Annotated in this window: 21 protein-coding genes; all 21 read left to right on the top strand. The window is 53.4% G+C overall.

Features of this window, described 5'->3' with window-relative positions; all coding sequences use genetic code 11:
• Positions 1–34: 34 nt before the first annotated feature.
• The 21 genes from JD108_RS20750 to nuoI all read left to right on the top strand — a co-directional run bounded on the left by JD108_RS20750 (position 35) and on the right by nuoI (position 19742).
• Positions 35–3193, top strand: coding sequence for a phosphodiester glycosidase family protein (locus JD108_RS20750; protein WP_198827808.1), 3159 nt, complete (start codon positions 35–37; stop codon positions 3191–3193).
• A gap of 253 nt (positions 3194–3446) precedes the next feature.
• Positions 3447–4004 carry a hypothetical protein gene (locus tag JD108_RS20745; RefSeq protein WP_198827807.1) on the top strand — a complete coding sequence of 186 codons (558 nt, stop codon included), beginning with the start codon at positions 3447–3449 and terminating at the stop codon, positions 4002–4004.
• Positions 3928–4332 (top strand): hypothetical protein, encoded by a 405-nt coding sequence (locus JD108_RS20740; RefSeq protein ID WP_198827806.1) that lies wholly within the window; start codon positions 3928–3930, stop codon positions 4330–4332. The genes JD108_RS20745 and JD108_RS20740 overlap by 77 nt, the downstream gene beginning before the upstream one ends.
• Before the next feature lie 583 nt (positions 4333–4915).
• The gene (locus JD108_RS20735) at positions 4916–6112 is read left to right on the top strand and encodes an acetyl-CoA C-acetyltransferase (protein WP_198827805.1); all 1197 of its coding nucleotides are present in this window, start codon (positions 4916–4918) and stop codon (positions 6110–6112) included.
• A 188-nt stretch (positions 6113–6300) separates the two neighbouring features.
• Positions 6301–6510: an AtpZ/AtpI family protein gene (locus JD108_RS20730; RefSeq protein ID WP_228728234.1), complete on the top strand. Its 210-nt coding sequence runs from the start codon at positions 6301–6303 to the stop codon at positions 6508–6510.
• 9 nt (positions 6511–6519) lie between these two features.
• A complete protein-coding gene (locus tag JD108_RS20725) occupies positions 6520–6882 on the top strand; it encodes a hypothetical protein (protein ID WP_198827803.1) in 363 nt (120 codons plus the stop codon).
• 115 nt (positions 6883–6997) lie between these two features.
• Positions 6998–7792, top strand: coding sequence for a F0F1 ATP synthase subunit A (gene atpB, locus JD108_RS20720; RefSeq protein ID WP_198827802.1), 795 nt, complete (start codon positions 6998–7000; stop codon positions 7790–7792).
• 47 nt (positions 7793–7839) lie between these two features.
• Positions 7840–8070: a F0F1 ATP synthase subunit C gene (atpE, locus tag JD108_RS20715; protein WP_198827801.1), complete on the top strand. Its 231-nt coding sequence runs from the start codon at positions 7840–7842 to the stop codon at positions 8068–8070.
• Positions 8071–8203: 133 nt separating this feature from the next.
• Positions 8204–8707, top strand: coding sequence for a F0F1 ATP synthase subunit B (gene atpF, locus JD108_RS20710; RefSeq protein ID WP_198827800.1), 504 nt, complete (start codon positions 8204–8206; stop codon positions 8705–8707).
• Positions 8704–9231: a F0F1 ATP synthase subunit delta gene (locus tag JD108_RS20705; protein WP_198827799.1), complete on the top strand. Its 528-nt coding sequence runs from the start codon at positions 8704–8706 to the stop codon at positions 9229–9231. The genes atpF and JD108_RS20705 overlap by 4 nt, the downstream gene beginning before the upstream one ends.
• A 77-nt stretch (positions 9232–9308) precedes the next feature.
• Complete coding sequence (gene atpA, locus JD108_RS20700; RefSeq protein ID WP_198827798.1) at positions 9309–10820, top strand: F0F1 ATP synthase subunit alpha; 1512 nt, start codon at positions 9309–9311, stop codon at positions 10818–10820.
• A 74-nt stretch (positions 10821–10894) separates the two neighbouring features.
• Positions 10895–11758 carry an ATP synthase F1 subunit gamma gene (gene atpG, locus JD108_RS20695; RefSeq protein ID WP_198827797.1) on the top strand — a complete coding sequence of 288 codons (864 nt, stop codon included), beginning with the start codon at positions 10895–10897 and terminating at the stop codon, positions 11756–11758.
• A 46-nt stretch (positions 11759–11804) separates the two neighbouring features.
• On the top strand, positions 11805–13214 hold the full coding sequence (gene atpD / locus JD108_RS20690) for a F0F1 ATP synthase subunit beta (protein ID WP_198827796.1): 1410 nt from the start codon (positions 11805–11807) through the stop codon (positions 13212–13214).
• A 25-nt stretch (positions 13215–13239) separates the two neighbouring features.
• The gene (locus JD108_RS20685) at positions 13240–13641 is read left to right on the top strand and encodes a F0F1 ATP synthase subunit epsilon (protein WP_198827795.1); all 402 of its coding nucleotides are present in this window, start codon (positions 13240–13242) and stop codon (positions 13639–13641) included.
• 489 nt (positions 13642–14130) lie between these two features.
• On the top strand, positions 14131–14874 hold the full coding sequence (locus JD108_RS20680; RefSeq protein ID WP_198827794.1) for a DUF6042 family protein: 744 nt from the start codon (positions 14131–14133) through the stop codon (positions 14872–14874).
• Between the two features lie 158 nt (positions 14875–15032).
• Positions 15033–15404: an NADH-quinone oxidoreductase subunit A gene (locus JD108_RS20675; protein ID WP_198827793.1), complete on the top strand. Its 372-nt coding sequence runs from the start codon at positions 15033–15035 to the stop codon at positions 15402–15404.
• Positions 15395–15913, top strand: a complete 519-nt coding sequence (locus tag JD108_RS20670) for a NuoB/complex I 20 kDa subunit family protein (RefSeq protein ID WP_198827792.1) — start codon at positions 15395–15397, stop codon at positions 15911–15913. The genes JD108_RS20675 and JD108_RS20670 overlap by 10 nt, the downstream gene beginning before the upstream one ends.
• Positions 15910–17124, top strand: coding sequence for an NADH-quinone oxidoreductase subunit C (locus JD108_RS20665; protein WP_198827791.1), 1215 nt, complete (start codon positions 15910–15912; stop codon positions 17122–17124). The genes JD108_RS20670 and JD108_RS20665 overlap by 4 nt, the downstream gene beginning before the upstream one ends.
• Before the next feature lie 3 nt (positions 17125–17127).
• On the top strand, positions 17128–18276 hold the full coding sequence (locus JD108_RS20660) for an NADH-quinone oxidoreductase subunit D (protein WP_198827790.1): 1149 nt from the start codon (positions 17128–17130) through the stop codon (positions 18274–18276).
• Positions 18273–19286 (top strand): NADH-quinone oxidoreductase subunit NuoH, encoded by a 1014-nt coding sequence (gene nuoH, locus JD108_RS20655; RefSeq protein WP_198827789.1) that lies wholly within the window; start codon positions 18273–18275, stop codon positions 19284–19286. The genes JD108_RS20660 and nuoH overlap by 4 nt, the downstream gene beginning before the upstream one ends.
• A gap of 42 nt (positions 19287–19328) precedes the next feature.
• Positions 19329–19742, top strand: coding sequence for an NADH-quinone oxidoreductase subunit NuoI (gene nuoI / locus JD108_RS20650; RefSeq protein WP_198827788.1), 414 nt, complete (start codon positions 19329–19331; stop codon positions 19740–19742).
• The last annotated feature ends 1 nt before the right edge of the window (position 19743 follow it).

The raw sequence follows: 19743 nt of genomic DNA, 5'->3' as shown, positions 1-19743 counted from the left end.
AACAGAGAGTGGGAATGGGAGAGGAGTTATCAACATGAGAGCGCGGAAGATGGTATCGCTGCTCACGGCTGCTGCGGTAGCCTGGGGAGCTTTTATTCCGTTTGCCCCTCTGTCGGTCAATGTGGCACAGGCGCGGGCGGAAACGAGTGCACTGCAGCTGATGTGGCAGACACCCATTGGGGAAGGCACCACCTTACATAAATATACAAAGTCATTTGCAGATCAACAAATTACCGTCATGGTCACCAAAATCGATCTGAATAATCCCTACGTGGAGGTCAAGCCGATCTACGGTACGAAAGGGAAGCTGACAGATCGCCAAACCATTACCCAGATGGCCCGGGAAAGCGGGGCAGTAGCCGCGATTAATGCGGACTTCTTCAATATGACCAAACGGGGAGCTCCTTTTGGGATCGTAATGAAGGACAAGGAACTGATCTCCTCGATGGGGCTCATCTCTTATTGGTACAGCCTGGGCATTACGAGCGACAAGACGGCTTTGATTGACAAGTTCGGCTTCACGGGAAAAGTAACGGCCCCCACCGGTCAATCCTTTCCGCTTCAGGGCGTCAACAAGGAAGAGTACAACCCCAGTGAAGGACGAAAAAGCCACCTGAATCAGCTGAACATGTACACGCCGTCATTCGGGCAGACCAGTCTGGGGACCATTCCCGGCTACAAGGATGTCGTGGAGGTTCTATTCGTTGACAATGTCGCCAAAGAAGTGCGGATCAATCAGCCGGGCTTCTACATCCCCTACAATGGCTATGTGCTGTGGGGGCATGGCACGGCTGCAGCCTTCTTGAAACAAAACTTTCCAGTCGGATCTACGGCCACCGTCGAATATCAGACGACTCCGAACAATCAGGAATGGGCGCATGCCGTCGGCGGCAACGTGCTGTTGGTGGATCAGGGCAGGCCGCTGACGTCGTTCCAGGCCGACAAATCCATCACGTCCCTCAATGCCCGCACAGCCGTCGGGATTACCCAGGACGGGAAAACCTTGTTCATGGCCGTCGTAGACGGAACCAAAGGAGTGTATTTGGACGAGCTGGCGAAAATCATGGCAGAGCTGGGCTCCTACAGGGCCGTCAACTTTGACGGCGGGGGCTCTACGACCATGTCTGTTCGGATGCTCGGCGAGACACAGGCTCACCTCGCCATGCAGCCCAAGGGTGGCGCCGAGCGGAGAGTGCCGACCGGGCTGGCTGTCTTCAATACGGCTCCTCCGGGAGAGTTGGCCGGAATGGTGCTGCACGGGCCGACGGAATTGCTGATCGGGCAGACCGCCGAATTCACACCGAAAGCCTATGACAATCACTACCAGCCCTACGCGCTTGACCCTTATGCCGTCTCATGGGAGGTAAACCGCCCCGATGCTGGCTCCTTTACGGGCAACCGGCTGACGCCACTCAAGTCGGGTCAGCTGTCCTTTACAGCCAGGGCAGGCAGCGTAGCGCAGCAAAAAGAGGTGCACGTCATCTCCGGCAGCGAAGTGCAGCAGATCATCGTTTCGCCCAATCCGATCCATCTCGCGCCGGGACAAGTGCTGCCTCTCGATGTCAAAATTAAGACAACAAAGGGACAAGTCATACAAGCGACGCCGATGAGCGTGCAAACCAGTGTAAATGCGAATGTGGCAACGGTAAATGACCAGCTGCAGATCGTCGCCGGGGAAGAGACTGGCAGCGGCAGCCTGACCGTTGTGTACGACGGGGTCGCGACCAGTGTGCCGTTTGTCGTCGGTCAGCTGGAGCAGCCGTGGATTACCTTTGACAATCAGGTGGGCATGCACCATGCCGCGATTCCGGAATCGCTCAATGCGAGCGGATCGTTTACGGCCGTTGCAGACCCGGTGTTCCGCACCAGCAAATCCGCCAAACTGGTCTACAACTTCTCGGGTGCGCCACAAGGCCAATTGCGCATTGCGTATGGCCGCATCAGCTCTCAGCCGCAGCAAATCCCGGGCAAGCCGATTGGACTGGGACTTTGGGTAAACGGGGACAACAGCAAGCATTGGCTGCGCGCGGAGGTACTCGATGCGAACGGCAAACCGGTCTACGTCGATCTGGCCAAAGAAATCGACTGGACGGGGTGGAAGCAGGTAAAAGGATACTTCCCGGCAAACGTCGCCTATCCGCTGCAGTTGCGAAGCATTTACGTGGTAGACCGCATCGAAGACGGTCACCAGCAAGACAAGGGAACGCTGCATTTTGACGAAATCTCGCTCATCCTGCCAGCCTCTGCGGGAACGGCCCCCAAAGGAGCCGACGTCGCTGCGGAAATACCGGGCACTCTGTCGCTGGGAGCGGAGCTGGATCTCCACTACTCGCTGGAGAGAGCAGCGTCATTCCTGGATACTGCTTCGATCAAGGTGAATTCGATTGTACCGCAGCCGCTTCCGGGCTACGTCCCGGCCGACTATTCCTTTACGATCAAACCGCTGACGTATAAGGAAGGGCAGGAGGATCAGATCTCCACTTCGCCGATGAAGCTCACGCTGGTGCCCAAAAAGTGGATTGCCGGCAAGGGAGTAGGACTCCTCTACGTGAACGAGGTTCATCACACATTTGATCAGCTGGTCGGCACGATGAACGCAGAGGGGCAGTGGGTCTATGAGGTCAATGACTATGGCACCTACATTCCGTACTACCTGAATGGAGCCGGTGGCGGTGCAGCCTTTACGGATATCGTCAATCATCCGGCGAAAAAGGAAATTGCGTACATGGCTGAAAAAGGCTACGTCAAAGGGATGACAGAGACGACGTTTGGTCCCGAGATCCCGCTTACACGTGCGCAATACGTTACATTGCTGGCGCGAACCTTCAACTGGGAGCTGCCTTCCGCCCCCAAACTGAAATTTAAGGATAAAATTCCGGATTACGCGCAGGGAGCTGTTCAGGTAGCCATTTCCAAAGGATTGGTCAAAGGCTATCCGGACAATACCTTCCGCCCTGACCAACCGGTGACAAGAGCGGAAGCAGCCGTCATTTTGGATCGCGTGATGAACAAAAAAGCCGCGACGAGCAAAACGCTCTCGGACAAAAAGACGTGGCCGACCTGGGCTGCCCCGTCGATTGCCAACGTGGTGGGCTTGGGTCTGATGGATCCTGTCGGCGGAAAATTTGACCCGAACAAGCCGACGACCCGCGCGGTCAGTGTGGTCGCTCTGTACCGGATCGTCAATAAATGATCAAGACAGTCGTGATAAACAGGAGACCGGCTATCTTCCCTTACGGGGAGGTAGCCGGTTTTTTTGGATTTTACTTGTGTAAAAAGTCCCTATAGCTATGGCGGGAGGGGTTGGAAATAATATCCTGAGGCTCCTAGTGCTTTTCATACTTTGGCAGGATGCACCTCTATTATCCAAATACTATCATTTGCTGGGCAAGATGGAGGATCCCGTCTCGTATCGAAAGGCCAGGTACGGAGATGAGCGCCGGGGCATGTACCGGGATGAGCAGGGGATCTTGCGGGAACCAGACGGTGCGATTGCCTGGGGGTTCATTGGACAGTATCGGGAGAAAAATCCGGCTCTCTATGAGGAGTTCATCTACCCCACATACGAGCATGGCGAGCGCGTCGAATATTGGGGCGGAAAAGTGGCAGCATGGGCAGACGAAAACCGCATGGATATTGAGGATGCGGCAAAGGTGATTGCGTTTGTCCCGGAAGAACTGCGGAAAGAAACAATGGAGAATGCTTATTTCCATGTTGCTGTGAAAGCGGCGCAAGACGGAGGAGATTTGCCTGATATGGGGGCTGTATTTCCTCTGGCAGTGGCGGGCTCAATCAAACATACGGGCAAGGCGCCGGGGAAGGTTAAGCAAACGTCTGAGCCAAATGGAAGTAAGAGCGGTTTGGTACAAGGGGCTGAGGGGACGTCAAAAAATCAATTAAAATTCGTTACTGAGGTAGGTGTGGAAAGTGCAAGAAAACTGGGAACGCTGGGAACCAGTATTTGGTTTGTCATCAAAGTACTATGTAGAGTCATTATCAGATAGTATCGAGGGCTTTAGAATTTTGTTGTCTGACGCAAATGACGAAAAAAAGAAGGTTGAAGTGATATTTGAAGACTCCGTGCATGCTTATAGGAGTACAGATGAAAGTTTTAGACAAAGTGCAATAAATATGATTGATGAACTATATGGAACCGAGTTTTACGCAGAATGGACCTTTTTTAAGGTTACTAATTCTAAATATATTCAATGGTTATCAGAACAATCATATGGAATTACAGAATCAGAATCGCTTATACACTTCTCCATTTTGGCAGGCGACTCAATTGTAGATGTTATCGCTGCATACGAACCAAAAATAAAAAAAATTTAGACAGGCTGAGTTTACATCGTGACATCAACTTACAATACAGCCAAACCAAACACAAGACAACTTGATAAACAACAGGTCCATTTTGGGTCAGATCCCACCATAATGGACCTGTTTTTTTTGCGATCTCCGATTTCCCCGTCAATCACCAAAGCCCCTCCGCACCTCAAAAACAGCCAAAAAAAGACCCAACCGAATCACTAAACCCTATTTGTTAGTCAGCGTTGTAAAAAATTCACAAATGATCAGATGGAAAAGCAAAATTGGCTACCACCACTTCCAACTACGACGACGAACTGGCAACCAAAACAAGCAGTACCTTTGGCATCCATTTACACAAATAAAGGACCACATAGCGGATGATCCGCTCATCATCGCCCGCGGGATGGGATTAAGCCGATGCCGTCTGCTCACGGCCGTGATCGGCAAGTACGAACGGAAATAAGCTGCGGACAATGGAGTGCCGGCGACCTATGATTACGTCTATTTGTCGGTGTGAGCAAGCAGGCAGGAATATTCCCTCCTGAAATGGAATGGTATGTTGGTGGAAAGTCTATCATCAGAGAGTCAAGGAGTGAATCATGTCATGAGTCAAAGGGAAATCGTGATTGCTAGCGCAGTTCGCACGGCCATCGGGAGTTTTCAAGGTACGCTGGCAACTGTAAGCGCTACCCAATTGGGAGCGATTGTGCTCGAAGCGGCTCTGGAACGCGCCGGAGTAGCCAAAGAGGCCGTAGATGAAGTGATTATGGGGAACGTTCTGCAGGCGGGCCACGGCCAGAATCCGGCCCGCCAGGCAGCGATCAAGGCGGGTCTGCCGCAAGAGGTTCCTGCGATGACGATCAACAAGGTGTGCGGCTCCGGTCTCAAAGCGGTCCATCTGGCGGTACAGTCCATTCTCTCCGGGGATGCCGAGGTCGTACTCGCAGGCGGCATGGAAAATATGAGCCAGGCCCCTTATCTCATGGAAGGCGCTCGCAGCGGCTATCGCATGGGCGATCAAAAAGTAGTCGACAGCATGATCCGCGACGGCCTTTGGTGCGCATTCAACGACTATCATATGGGAATCACGGCGGAAAACCTCTGCGAGCGGTATGGCCTGACGCGTGAGGAACAGGATGAGTTTGCCGCCTGGAGCCAGGAAAAGGCCCAGCGCGCCATCAGCGAAGGGCGCTTCCAGGAAGAGATCGTCCCCGTTCCGATTCCGCAGAGAAAAGGAGATCCGGTACTGTTCGCGACCGACGAATTCCCGCGTGCGGGAGTGACCGCGGAAGCGCTGGCCAAGCTCCGCCCAGCCTTTAAGAAAGACGGTACGGTCACAGCGGGCAATGCTTCCGGCATCAACGACGGGGCGGCCGCGGTTTTGGTCATGTCCGGGGAAAAAGCGCGTGAGCTGGGCGTAAAACCGCTGGCTCGCATCGTGGCCAATGCCAGTGCCGGCGTAGATCCGAGCATCATGGGAATTGGGCCGGTGCCAGCTACCCAGCGCGTTCTCGCCAAAGCGGGGCTGACTCTCGATCAAATCGACCTGATTGAAGCCAACGAGGCGTTTGCCGTCCAATCGCTGGCTGTCGGCAAAGAATTGGGCATCGACAAAGAGAAACTGAACGTCAACGGCGGGGCGATCGCACTCGGCCATCCGATCGGCGCGAGCGGGGCCAGGATCCTGGTAACGCTCGTACATGAATTAGGCAAGCGATCTGGGGCAAAATATGGATTGGCTACCCTTTGCATCGGCGGCGGCCAAGGCGTGGCGACTGTCGTAGAAAGCCTGGAAAACTAATCCGAAGAAACCGGTTTCAAAGCGCGGGGAAAACACGCGTTTTGTAAATGAAACCAACGGTTTTTCAAATGTGAACGCTTTGTGTACACAGTCGTATGCGCGTTGACAAAGGGAATAAATCTTCGTTAATATGAATGAGGGCTAACGGGCTACCAAAGCCCTCTCTTTATCTGAGAGGTGTACCTTACTTGGCGAAATTTGATAGTCCCTGGCGAGCAATTGGTTTTGCAGGCTTGGTTGGCATAGATTTTGCCATCTGCATCGTGGCAGGTGTATTGATCGGCAGATACGTGGATCGCTTGTTGTCCACAAATCCCTGGTGCATGCTGATTGGATTGCTTCTGGGTCTTGCAACGGGCGTGTACAGTGTCTATCGATTGATTCGCCCTTACCTCTAGGAGGTGGAAATGGAACCGATTGCAAACGCAGTGCGAAAAACATTTCGCTATGCTTTTTATGGTTTGGCCATCGTTCTGATCCTTCTTGCTCTACTGCCCGCGTACGCACTGTTTTGGCAAGGGATGCTGCTCGGCATCGCCGCAGGCATGGTCAATACGCTTGTCCTGTTTAACAAGGTGTGGCGCGTCGGACAGGTGACGGAAGGTGTGCGACCGAGAGGAACGGGGACGATCCAACGATTTCTCGTCGCCGGTTTGGCAGCGTACCTCACTGTTCTTTTTCCTCATCTCTTTCAATTGTCTGGAGTCCTGATTGGCTTGTTTTTGGTTCATGGACTCAGCTCTCTATTGGTATACCGCTCCTTACTATAGAAGATATGCTGGTAGACTTTTTTATGCAGTAGCCGTACATTCCGAGGGTATGTTCGAAGACAGCTATGTAGACAGTTTCGGACAACCTCGATATGCCAAAGAAAGGGGTGAAAAGATGGGGCATCATTATACCTTGCGATTTCGGTTATTCGACATGGTTTTTGACGTATCGACGATGATCATGACGGTCCTTACCGCGTTAATCGTCTTTATTTTCATGTATGCCATGACTCGCAAGCTGGAAACCGGCGTTCCCGGTAGAAAGCAAAATGCAATTGAATGGGTTTTTGACTTTGTCAAAAACGTCGGGGCAGGTTACATGGACCCGAAAAAGGTCATGATGTTAATGACGTTGGGGCTCACGCTGTTTCTCTACATTTTCTTCGGAAACCAGCTGGGTGTTATCCTCAATGTAAATACGCTGCACAAGGGCGAAGTGAGTCCAGCAGTCATGGATATGCTGGCGATTGCCAACACGCCTGAGCTCGAAGAGAAGCGCAGAGCAGTGGTCGAACATGAACTGGCCAACGAAGGAGTTCACATCGTTTGGTGGAAATCTCCGACTGCTACGCCGAGCGTCACATTTGGTCTGGCATTGGTCGTTCTGCTCTATTCTCATTATCTGGGCATTCGCAAAAGTCCGGGTGGTTGGTTTAAGCATACGTTCTTGAATCCAATCCATATTCTTGAGGAATTTGTCATTAAACCACTGACGTTGCCGTTGCGACTGTTCGGTAACCTGTTTGCAAAAGAAGTCATGATTTCCTTTTTGCTAAGCGGTGGTTTGCTCGCCGCGCTGCCATTGTTCATATGGCTGGGTTACTCCGTCTTCGTAGGTGCGATTCAGGCGTTTATTTTCTTGACGCTGTCAATGGTGTATATTTCGCAGCACGTCAATGACGAACACTAGCAATTACTTTCTTACCCTATAAAAAAACTCAGGGAGGTATTCCTAACATGGAAGGTTTAGGTCTTGCTCTTGCAATTGGTATCGTATTTGGTCTTGCAGCATTTGGTGGCGCTCTGGGCGCTAGCTTGGTAATTTCTCGCACAATCGAAGGCGTAGCTCGTCAACCAGAAGCTCGTGGTAACCTGATGGGTCTCATGTTCCTCGGTATGGGTCTCGTAGAGGCGATTCCGATTATCGCTGTAGCGGTTGGCTTCATTCTCTATGGCCGACTTGGCTAAGCGAACAGTTAAACAGTAGTTCATAGGCGGAGGCATGCCCTTCGCCTCTCTTTTGTAAAAATCTCGCGGGTACGCCCGCAGATGTTGTGTAACGTTGCAGATTCTCCTGTTGTGCAGGGAAGGAGTGAATAGAATGCTTGACTTTGGAGCTGTATCCCTGGAATGGGGCACGTTACTGTTCCAAGTGATCATTTTCATCATCCTGATCATCGCTGTAGCCAAGTACGCTACCAAGCCGATCGCGGATGTACTAGAGCGTCGCCGGCAACACGTAGAAAACGAAATCGCCTCTGCCGAGCGCAATCGCGCAGAAGCGGAAGCTCTTCTGAGTGAACAACGCCGCCTGCTGGAAGAGGCTCGCGTCGAAGCGAAAGCCGTTATCGAGCGCGCCACCAAGCAAGCTGCTACGGAGTCGGCGAAAATTGTTGCCGATGCCCAAGAGGCGACCGAGCGCATGAAAGCAGAAGCAAGCAAAGAACTGGCTCGCGAAGTGGAAAAAGCGAAAGCGGAACTGCGCGACCAAATGGCGGGCCTGTCAGTGATGCTCGCTTCCAAAATCATCGAAAAAGAGCTGGATGAAGCCACGCAAAAATCGGTGGTTGACAAATTTATGGCACAAGTGGGAGATCGCTTATGAGCGGCGCGGTAGGAAAGCGCTATGCTCGCGCTTTGTTTGAAATCGCAAGCGAGCGTGGAGTGATCGATCAGGTGGAAGCTGACCTGGGAGCCGTTGTGCAAGCGATCGAGCAAAACGCCGATCTGAGCAAAATTTTGCTTCACCCGCACATTGCAGCGGACGCAAAAACAAAGCTGGTTGATGATTTGTTCAAAAATCACATCAGCGCCGAAGTGTACAATTTTCTCGCCGTTTTGATTGAGAAAGGGCGAGAGACCGAAATCGCACTGATTCAGCAAGCATTTGTAAAACTGGCGAATGAAGCGCGCGGCATTGCCGACGCAGTGGTGACCAGCGCCCTGCCTCTTTCCGAAGAGGAACAGACGGAGCTGGCCGAGAAGTTCAGCCAGAGAATCAATAAAAAGCTGCGCCTGACGAATGTGGTAGACCCGTCCATCCTTGGCGGGATCGTCGTTCGCATCGGCGACCGCTTGTACGATGGCAGCATCAAGACAAAGCTGGAAAATTTCGCGCATCAACAATAAAAGACCGTTTAAAGCGAGAGGATTCGCTTTAAACACCCTCTATTTTTAGATCGTTGGACGAATGGGGTGAATGTTAAGTGAGTGCAATCAGACCAGAAGAGATTAGCTCCCTCATCAAAGAGCGGATCGCTAATTTTACATCTGAAATCGAAGTCGTGGACGTAGGTACGGTCATCCAGGTTGGTGACGGTATTGCACGTGTTCACGGTTTGGAAAAAGCAATGGCCGGGGAGCTCCTCGAGTTCCAAAACGGCGTAATGGGTATGGTACTCAACTTGGAAGAAGATAACGTGGGTGTCGTTATTCTTGGTCCGTTCCGTGACATTAAAGAAGGCGATACAGTAAAACGTACCGGCCGCGTTATGGAAGTGCCTGTAGGCGAAGCACTCGTAGGCCGCGTAGTTAACCCGCTCGGTCAGCCGATTGACGGCCTCGGCCCGATCAACACGACCGAATTCCGTGCAATTGAAAGCCCGGCTCCGGGTGTTATGGCTCGTAAATCCGTTCATGAGCCGCTGCAAACGGGGATCAAAGCGATCGACTCGATGATCCCGATCGGTCGCGGACAGCGCGAATTGATCATTGGTGACCGTCAAACCGGTAAAACCTCTGTGGCACTCGACACGATCATCAACCAAAAAGGCAATGGCATGATTTGTATCTACGTGGCTATCGGTCAGAAGCAATCGACCGTTGCCGGCATCGTAGAAACCCTGCGCAAGCATGGCGCTCTGGACTATACCATCATCGTTTCCGCGACGGCTTCCGATCCGGCTCCGATGCTGTACCTGGCTCCATACGCAGGTGTTACCATGGGTGAATACTTCATGTACAAAGGCGGCCACGTCCTGTGCGTATACGACGACCTGTCCAAACAGGCTGCCGCTTACCGTGAAATGTCCCTCTTGCTCCGCCGTCCTCCAGGCCGCGAAGCCTATCCGGGTGACGTTTTCTACCTGCACTCCCGTCTCCTCGAGCGTGCAGCCAAACTGTCCGATGACCTCGGCGCAGGCTCTCTGACTGCTCTGCCGTTCATCGAGACCCAAGCGGGTGACATCTCCGCTTACATTCCGACCAACGTGATCTCCATCACCGACGGTCAGATCTTCCTCGAGACCGACCTGTTCAACGCGGGTCAACGTCCGGCGGTTAACACCGGTCTGTCCGTATCCCGTGTAGGGGGTGCGGCGCAAATCAAGGCGATGAAAAAGGTAGCGGGTCCGCTCAAGCTCGAGCTGGCGCAATACCGCGAGCTGGCAGCATTTGCTCAGTTCGGTTCTGACCTGGATAAAGCGACCCAAGCGCGACTCACTCGCGGTGAGCGCTTGATGGAAATCATGAAACAAGGCCAATTCGATCCAATGCCGGTTGAGAAACAGGTAGCGGTCATCTATACCGCAACCAGAGGCTTCCTCGACGATATTCCGATCGAAGACGTGCGCCGTTTTGAAAAGGAGCTCCTGTCCTACCTGGAGTCCAACAAGCCTGAGCTGTTGGAGCATATCCGCACGACGAAAGAGCTTCCGGATGAAAAAGAATTCAACGCAGCGATCGAAGAGTTCAAAAAAGGCTTTTCGGTCACTCGCTAACCGTTAACCGATAGACAACTGATGCATGCCGGAGCAGCCTGCTTTGGCATGCATTCCCAAGGTGGTGAAAACGATTGGCTAAAGGAATACGTGAGATTCGACGCCGTATCAAGAGCGTAAAGAATACGCGCCAGATTACGAAGGCGATGAAGATGGTGGCGGCTGCAAAGCTTCGCCGCAACCAGGAGAAAGCATTGGCGGCTCGTCCGTATGCAGACAAGATCCAGGAAGTGATCGCCAGCATCGCGAGCGGCACCACTGGCTCCAAGCATCCGATGCTGCAATCCCGACCTGTGAAAAAGACAGGCTACATTGTCATCACCTCTGACCGCGGTCTTGCGGGCGGCTACAACGGAAACATGATTCGTACCGTCATTCAGACGATCAATGAGAAGCACAAGTCCAAGGATGAGTACGGCATTTTTGTACTGGGCCGAAAAGGACGCGACTTCTTTACAAAACGGAATTACCCTGTGATCGATGAGGTAACCGGACTTCCGGAGAATCCCGCTTTCTCCGATATCAAAAAGATTGCCAGCGCGGCTGTTCAACTGTTCGCGGACGAGCAGATTGACGAGCTGTATCTGTGCTACAACAAGTTCCAAAGTGCAATCTCACAAGTGCCGACCGTAAGACGTCTGCTTCCGTTGGAGGCACCTGAAAATAAGGGCGGCAACGGCGCGAATTACGAGTACGAGCCGTCTGCGGAAGAAGTCCTGGCTGATCTCCTTCCGAAGTACGCGGAAACATTGGTATACAGCGCGCTTCTCGAAGCGAAGGCTTCCGAGGAAGGCTCCCGGATGACGGCGATGGGCAACGCGACGGACAACGCGACGGACATGATCAGTCGCTACACCCTGATGTACAACCGCGCCCGTCAGGCTGCGATTACGCAAGAGATCTCGGAGATTGTCGCCGGTGCAAACGCACAGGCATAAGTGACGAGTTAACTCCAATTCAGTTTCACAGGAGGGAAGAAGTAAGATGGCGAAAGGACGCGTGGTACAGGTAATGGGCCCGGTCGTAGACATCGAGTTCGACCGCGGACATTTGCCTGCCATTTACAATGCGATCAAGATTCAACATAAAGCTCAAAGTGCCGGAGAACGTGACATTGATTTGACCGTTGAGGTTGCTACTCACCTGGGTGACAATCTGGTTCGTGCCGTTGCGATGTCCTCCACCGATGGTCTGGTGCGCGGCATGGAGTGTGTGGATACAGGTGCGCCGATCTCTGTTCCTGTCGGTGAGGTTACGCTGGGCCGCGTATTTAACGTACTCGGTGAGCCGATCGACCTGAAAGAACTGGGTCAGGTAGAGCGCCGCGACCCGATCCACCGCAAAGCTCCTGAGTTTGTCGAGCAAGCGACGGAAGTAGAAATCCTGGAAACAGGGATCAAGGTTATTGACCTTTTGGCTCCTTACATCAAGGGTGGTAAGATCGGTCTCTTCGGTGGTGCCGGTGTAGGGAAAACCGTTACGATCCAAGAGCTGATCAACAACATCGCGCAAGAGCACGGCGGTATCTCCGTATTCGCCGGCGTTGGCGAGCGCACCCGTGAAGGTAACGACTTGTACCATGAGATGAAAGACGCAGGCGTTCTGCCGAAAACCGCGATGGTGTTCGGTCAGATGAACGAACCGCCTGGTGCCCGTCTTCGCGTGGCTCTGACCGGTCTGACCATGGCGGAATACTTCCGTGATGAAGAAGGCCGCGACGTGCTTCTGTTTATCGACAACATCTTCCGCTTTACCCAAGCGGGTTCTGAAGTTTCTGCACTCCTCGGCCGTATGCCTTCCGCGGTAGGTTACCAACCGACGCTGGCAACCGAGATGGGTCAGCTGCAAGAGCGCATTACCTCTACGAAAAAAGGTTCGGTTACCTCCATCCAAGCGATTTACGTTCCGGCGGACGACTATACAGACCCGGCGCCAGCAACGACATTTGCTCACTTGGACGCAACCACGAACCTGGAGCGTTCTATCGCCGAGCTGGGGATCTTCCCTGCGGTAGACCCGCTCGCATCCACGTCCCGCGCGCTGTCTCCTGATATCGTGGGTCAAGAGCACTACGATGTAGCCCGCGGCGTTCAAAAAATCCTGCAGCGCTACAAAGAACTGCAAGACATCATCGCGATTCTGGGTATGGACGAGCTGAGCGACGAAGACAAGCAAATCGTGGCGCGCGCTCGCCGCATCCAACGTTTCTTGTCCCAATCCTTCCACGTTGCCGAGCAGTTCACCGGTAACCCAGGCCAATACGTGCCATTGAAGGACACCGTTCGCAGCTTCAAGGAAATCCTCGAAGGCAAGCACGATCATCTGCCAGAGGGTGCATTCCTCTATGCAGGTACGATCGAAGACGTGGTAGAACGTGCTAAGAACATGGCGTAACACCCTGGAAAGGGGAGACCAGTAAGTGAGTAAGATGACAGTGGAAGTCGTAACTCCTGAACGGGTTGTATTCAGCGGTGAAGCCACAATGGTCATTGCGCGTGGCGTGCAAGGCGAGCTCGGTATCATGCCGAACCACATGCCGCTGGTGACCCCGTTGAAGATCGCGCCTGTTCGAGTGAAGACAGAAGGCGACAAAGAAGTGGTGCTGGCTGTAAGCGGCGGTTTCATGGAAGTTCGTCGCGACAAGGTGACCATCTTGGCGGAGACGGCCGAAAGACCGGAGGATATCGATGTCAATCGCGCCAAGGCCGCAAGAGAGCGCGCCGAGAAGCGACTGAACGAGCGGCATCCCGATCTGGATGTGCGTCGTGCCGAATACGCATTGCAGCGTGCGCTTACGCGTATGCAAGTTTCCGGAAAGTAATATGCCAAGGCCCCCGTACGATTGCGACGGGGGCTTTTTATGTCTGCTGCTTCTTGGGCTTCTTCTTGGTGCTTTCCTTTTTTGGAAACGGGGCCAGGGTGAGAAGAAGCATGTTCCCATGCGCAGCGACTTTGCGCAGCCCATCTCAGCTTCATTGCGGCCCATGGGAAAAAGGGACGCAACGTGGGATGACCTCGGAGCGGTGCCACTTTTGCGGACCCCCATGGGCCGCAATGGAGCGGACAGTGAGTCCTCCCTGCGGGGCGGAGAACGGAGCTTAGCATGGGAACATGCTTCTTCTTCACTACAGTCGGAAACAAGCCCCCGTATTTCTGCCAAAACTAGGCGGATTCCAATTCCAGTTGGTAATCGGTCTGTCATTCGGTGTATAATAAGCGTGGTGCTCTGCCTGTTTATTTGGAGAACACAGGCGAGATGATGAGTATCCGGAATGCAAATGGCGACAGGCATAAAGGAGAGTGTAAACATATGCAGACAATTAGAGAGGTCCGGGGCAACAACGAAGACGGAGTTGTGATCCCAAGCTCCTATACAGCCAATGGGTGGTCCAACGTGCTGCCGCATGAGATGAACGTGCTGTTCCACGCATTGTGCTACGCAGTCAAGGAAGGCGAAAGCAAGGCGCAGATGAGAGAAATGTTGGACAGCTTCGCAGGGCTGAAAGGCACGTTTGCCGAACCGACCGAAGACATGTTCAAAAGCAAAGAGGATTTTGAAGGCTATGTCAATGTTTTGGAAAGACACAAGCGCGTGATTGTTCGCTCTGGTTACGAGTATCCGACATCTCGTGAAGAAGCGCTCGCTCTGTTTGAAAAATGGGGTATCTTGCTGGATCAGGGCGACGTTTGGGACATCCCGATTTATCCATTCCCTGACGCGATGGAGATGTTTGATCTGACCGACGAAGAGAAGCTGGCTTTGGCTTATGTCAAGCTGGAAGCGCTGATCCACCCGATTTTCAGCCGTCTGGTGCTCGCGCTTCATGAGCGCGACGACGAAGTGTTCCACTTGTCCAAAGCGGATTTGAAACAGATGCTGAACACCAACGACGCGATGCTGACAGAAGTGCTGATCAAGCTGACGCCGTATCTCGAAGAGCCGATCGAAAATATGCTGGAAATTCCGGACGACCAACCGATGACGTTTTCCGTGGTGTGGGAGCGTATTTACGAAGATTTTCTTGGACAACAGTACTCTTCCAACGTGCAATAAAATACAATATAGGACCAATGGAAAACTTAGGGACAAATTCTCTAAGTTTTTTCCTTTTCATGGCAACCGTGGAAGTCATTCGTTAGACACCCTGTGGGCAATTTGCTATAATAGTGGAGGTATTTTTTTCTATTGATTACAGAGCGGAGGGAACGTCATTGGGTGAAATCTATACCAACAATTATGTCATTGTGGCGATTTTCTTGTTCCTCGGTGTACTGCTGCCTGTAGCCACAGTCAGTATCATCGGTCCGTTACTGCGCCCGAAAAAGCCGACTCCGGAAAAAATGACTACCTATGAAAGCGGTAACATTCCGGTAGGGGACAGCTGGGTTCGCTTTAACGTCAAGTACTACATTTTCGCCTTGCTCTTCGTGATTTTTGATGTAGAAACCCTCTTTCTGTATCCATGGGCAGTAGCCTACAAGGAACTGGGCCTGTTCGCCCTGGTGGAAATGGTCATCTTTATTTGCTTGCTGGTGGTTGGACTGATTTACGCCTGGAGAAAGAAGGTGCTGGAATGGAACTAGATCTGTCAAGCATTGCGCCTGAATTGCAAGAAGAGTTGAATCGCAACGTCATGTTTACGACGCTGGAAACGGTAAAAGGTTGGGTTCGCAGCAATTCCCTCTGGCCGCTGACATTCGGTTTGGCCTGTTGCGCGATCGAGATGATGGGGACCGGGGGTGCCCGCTACGACTTGGACCGTTTTGGCGTCATTTTCCGTGCCTCGCCCCGCCAGTCTGACGTGATGATCGTCGCAGGTACCGTCACGAAGAAAATGGCTCCCTTGCTGCGCAGGCTGTACGACCAGATGCCCGAACCCAAATGGGTAATTGCGATGGGCTCTTGTGCGACAGCAGGAGGACCGTATGTGAAGTCCTACAGTGTGGTGAAAGGTGTCGATCAAATCGTTCCGGTGGACGTCTACATCCCGGGGTGCCCGCCTAATCCCGCCGCACTTATTTACGGAATTAACAAACTTCAGGAAAAAATTCGTTACGAAGCGAAGACCGGAAAGCGGGTGACGAATCAATGACGGACGAAAAACGCAAACCGACGCCGGAGGAAAAGGCAAAGGCAGCAGCAGAAGCCCGAGCCAAGGCCGAAGCTTTGCGGAAAGCCAAAGAACAAGAGCAGCTTGCGGCGGAAACGGCGGCTCCGGGTGAAGCGGCCCAGCAGTCCGAGTCGGGAGCAGCAGCTTCCGGTCAAGCAGCCGAGCAGGCTGCAGCACCGAGCAAGCCTGTCTCCGAGATGACGCCGGAAGAAAAGGCAGCAGCCAAAGCGGCGGCAGCGGCAGCGGCGGCGGCCAAAGCCAAGGCAGCGCGCGAAGCGGCCCAGCAGGCCGAGTCGGGAGCAGCAGCATCCGGTCAAGCTAGCGAGCAAGCAGCAGCGCCGAGCAAGCCTGTCTCCGAGATGACGCCGGAAGAAAAGGCAGCAGCCAAAGCGGCGGCAGCGGCAGCAGCGGCGGCCAAAGCTAAGGCGGCGCGCGAAGCGTCTGAAAGCGGCGGAGACACCGATGCAGAGGCCAAGGCGAAAGCAGCGGCGGCAGCGAAAGCAAAAGCGGCGGCAGCGGCAGCAGCAGCGGCCAAAGCCAAAGCGGCCCGGGAAGCAGCGGAGGGCGGCGATGCTGGAGGCGATGATGCCAAGGCAAAAGCAGCGGCAGCAGCCAAAGCCAAAGCGGCGGCGGCAGCGGCAGCGGCGGCCAAAGCAAAGGGAGCGGCAAGCGGCGGAGATGCAGAAGCTGCGCCGGAAGCGCCCAAGCCCCCATCCAAAAACCAGCCGTACCTGGATAAGTATGTGGCCCGCCTGACGGAGAAGTTCGGGGCAGATGTCGTGGAATCATCCTATATTAATGAGCTTTCCAAAGAAGTGCCGACTTTGGTGATCAAAAATGAACGCTGGCTGGAAGTGGCGGCGTTCCTGAAAGAGGACGAGGCCCTGGCTTTTGATTATCTGGCCAATCTTCATGGGGTTGACTACGAAGACCGGATGGAAGTGTACTATCATTTTTACTCCTATCCAAACAGGCAAAGCGTAGCGGTAAAAGTAAAAACGGACCGCGAACAGCCGACGGTGCCTTCCGTGATGAACATCTGGCGGGGAGCGGATTGGAACGAGCGCGAAACGTACGACCTTTTGGGCATTCATTTCCCGGGACATACCGATTTGCGTCGAATTTTGCTCCCGGATGAGTGGGTCGGGCATCCGCTGCGGAAGGACTACGTGCAGTACGACGAGGAGGTGTAACAGATGAAACAAGACATCCTGACCACAAGCACAAACATATCTTCTGAAACCGGCATCCGGACAGAGGAGATGCTCCTCAACGTGGGTCCTCAGCACCCGAGTACGCACGGAGTATTTCGTCTCGTAGTCAAAATTGATGGGGAGACCATCAAAGAAGCGATTCCGGTCATGGGTTATCTGCACAGGGGTACGGAAAAACTGGCAGAAAATCTGACATACACGCAAATTATTCCCTATACGGACCGCATGGACTACCTCGCGGCGATGACCAACAACTATGTGATCTGTCATGCAGTGGAAACGATGATGGGGCTGGAAATTCCAGAGCGGGCACAGTATCTTCGCCTGATCGCAATGGAATTGAACCGTGTAGCCAGTCACTTGGTGTGGTGGGGTACCTATTTGCTTGACCTGGGTGCCATGTCACCGTTTTTGTTTGCCTTCAGAGACCGTGAGACGATCCTCGATCTGTTTAACGAGCTTTGCGGCGCACGCATGACCTTTAACTACATGCGCGTCGGCGGCGTGAAGTGGGATGCGCCTCCAGGCTGGATTGAGAAAGTAAAAGAATTCGTGGCCTATATGAAAAAGGAACTGGGCGGTTATCATCAGCTGGTTTCGGGCAATGAGATTTTCTTGAACCGCCTGCGCGGCATCGGCAAATTCGATCAAAAGACAGCGCTGGATTATTCCCTCTCCGGCGTGATGCTTCGCTCCACCGGGATCAAATGGGATTTGCGCAAGGATGAGCCGTACTGCATATACGACCGTTTTGATTTCGACGTTCCGGTAGCGACGGAAGGAGACTGCCTGGCTCGCTATCATCTCCGTCTGGCGGAGGTCGAACAGTCGCTGCGCATTCTGGAACAGGCATTGGAGCAGTTCCCGAGCGAAGGCGAGATCATGGGCAAGGTGCCGCGCGTCATCCGTCCGCCTGCGGGCGAAGCGTATGTGCGGATCGAATCGCCACGCGGCGAGATCGGTTGTTACATCGCAAGCCAAGGAAAGGATAAGCCGTGGCGCCTGAAATTCCGCCGCCCTTCCTTTACCAACCTACAGATTCTGCCTGCGCTGCTGGATGGAGAGAACATCTCTGACATGGTGGCAATCCTGGGCAGCATCGACATCGTGCTTGGGGAGGTAGATTGTTGATGCGCGAGCTTTTGCAACAGGCACCTTCACTGGGAAATATCATGTGGTTTTTCCTCGCTGCCGTCGTGTTGCTGGCGGTTCTGCTCGGCTTCGTGACCTATGCGATTTATTTTGAGCGCAAAGTAATCGGCTGGATGCAGCTGCGGATCGGTCCCAACCGCGTCGGACCCCTGGGTCTTTTGCAGACGGTGGCTGACGTCGCCAAGCTGCTGATCAAGGAAGATACGCGCCCCAAGCATGCCGACCGGGCCCTGTACACGCTGGCGCCGATCCTGGTGTATGCGCCGGCGTTTGGCGTACTGGCCGTCCTGCCCTTTACGGATAAAATTCAGTTTGCCGATCTGGGCATCGGGATTTTGTACTACATCGCTCTCTCCGGAATCACTGTTTTGGGCGTGATTACGGCGGGGTGGGCCTCCAATAACAAGTACTCGCTGATCGGGGGACTTCGCTCCGCTGCCCAGATGATCAGTTACGAGGTGCCGCTGGTCATGTCCGTCGTCGGGGTAGTCCTGATGACAGGCAGCATGAATCTGCGGGAGATTGTCGAAGCGCAGCGGGATATGTGGAACTTTATTCCACAAATCCTCGGTCTCGGGGTATTTTTGATCGCGGCCCAGGCTGAGCTGAACCGGACACCGTTTGACCTGCCGGAAGCAGAGTCGGAGCTGGTGGGCGGTTACCACGTCGAGTATTCCGGCTTCCGCTTTGCCATGTTCATGCTGGCGGAATACGTCTATATGTTTGGGATGGGCGCACTCATCACGATCCTGTTCTTCGGAGGATGGCTGCCGCCGATACAGGCATTGGACTTCATTCCGGGGATCGTCTGGTTTGTGCTCAAGTTCTCTGTGTATATCTTTCTGCAGTTCTGGCTCCGTGCGACGATGCCGCGTCCACGCGCCGACCAGTTGATGTCGTTTTCCTGGAAAGTGCTGTTGCCATTAGCGCTCCTGAACATCCTGGTCACTGCCGTGGTGATCTCCTACCAAAGCGGCATGTTCTCCTAAGACGACGAGGTAGACTGAATCTTTTCCAAAGGGGTGACACACATGCTAGGACTGGCCAAAGGCCTTGGGTATACGTTTAAGAAACTGACCGAGAAAAAAGTTACGCATTTTTACCCGGACGTGCCTTTTCCCATGCCGCCCCGTTTTCGCGGCATTCAACACTTCTCGCCGGAAAAATGCATTGTATGCAACCAGTGCGCGCGGGTATGTCCGACCGAATGCATCCAATTGACGGGCAAGCCCCATCCGGACCCGGAGAAAAAAGGGAAAATTATCGATACCTACGATATCAACTTCGAAATCTGCATTCTCTGCGACTTGTGCACAGAGGTATGTCCGACCGAAGCGATCGTGATGACCAATAACTTCGAGCTGGCGACGTACAGTCGGGATGAGCTGTACAAGAACCTCAAATGGCTCGATGACAACAACACCAATGTCAGGGAGGAGAACTAGT

The sequence above is a fragment of the Brevibacillus composti genome, assembly GCF_016406105.1.
In the GTDB taxonomy this organism is placed as follows: Bacteria; Bacillota; Bacilli; order Brevibacillales; family Brevibacillaceae; genus Brevibacillus; species Brevibacillus composti.
Note: the sequence above shows the minus strand (reverse complement) of the source record. Positions and strands in the feature narration are given on the sequence as shown.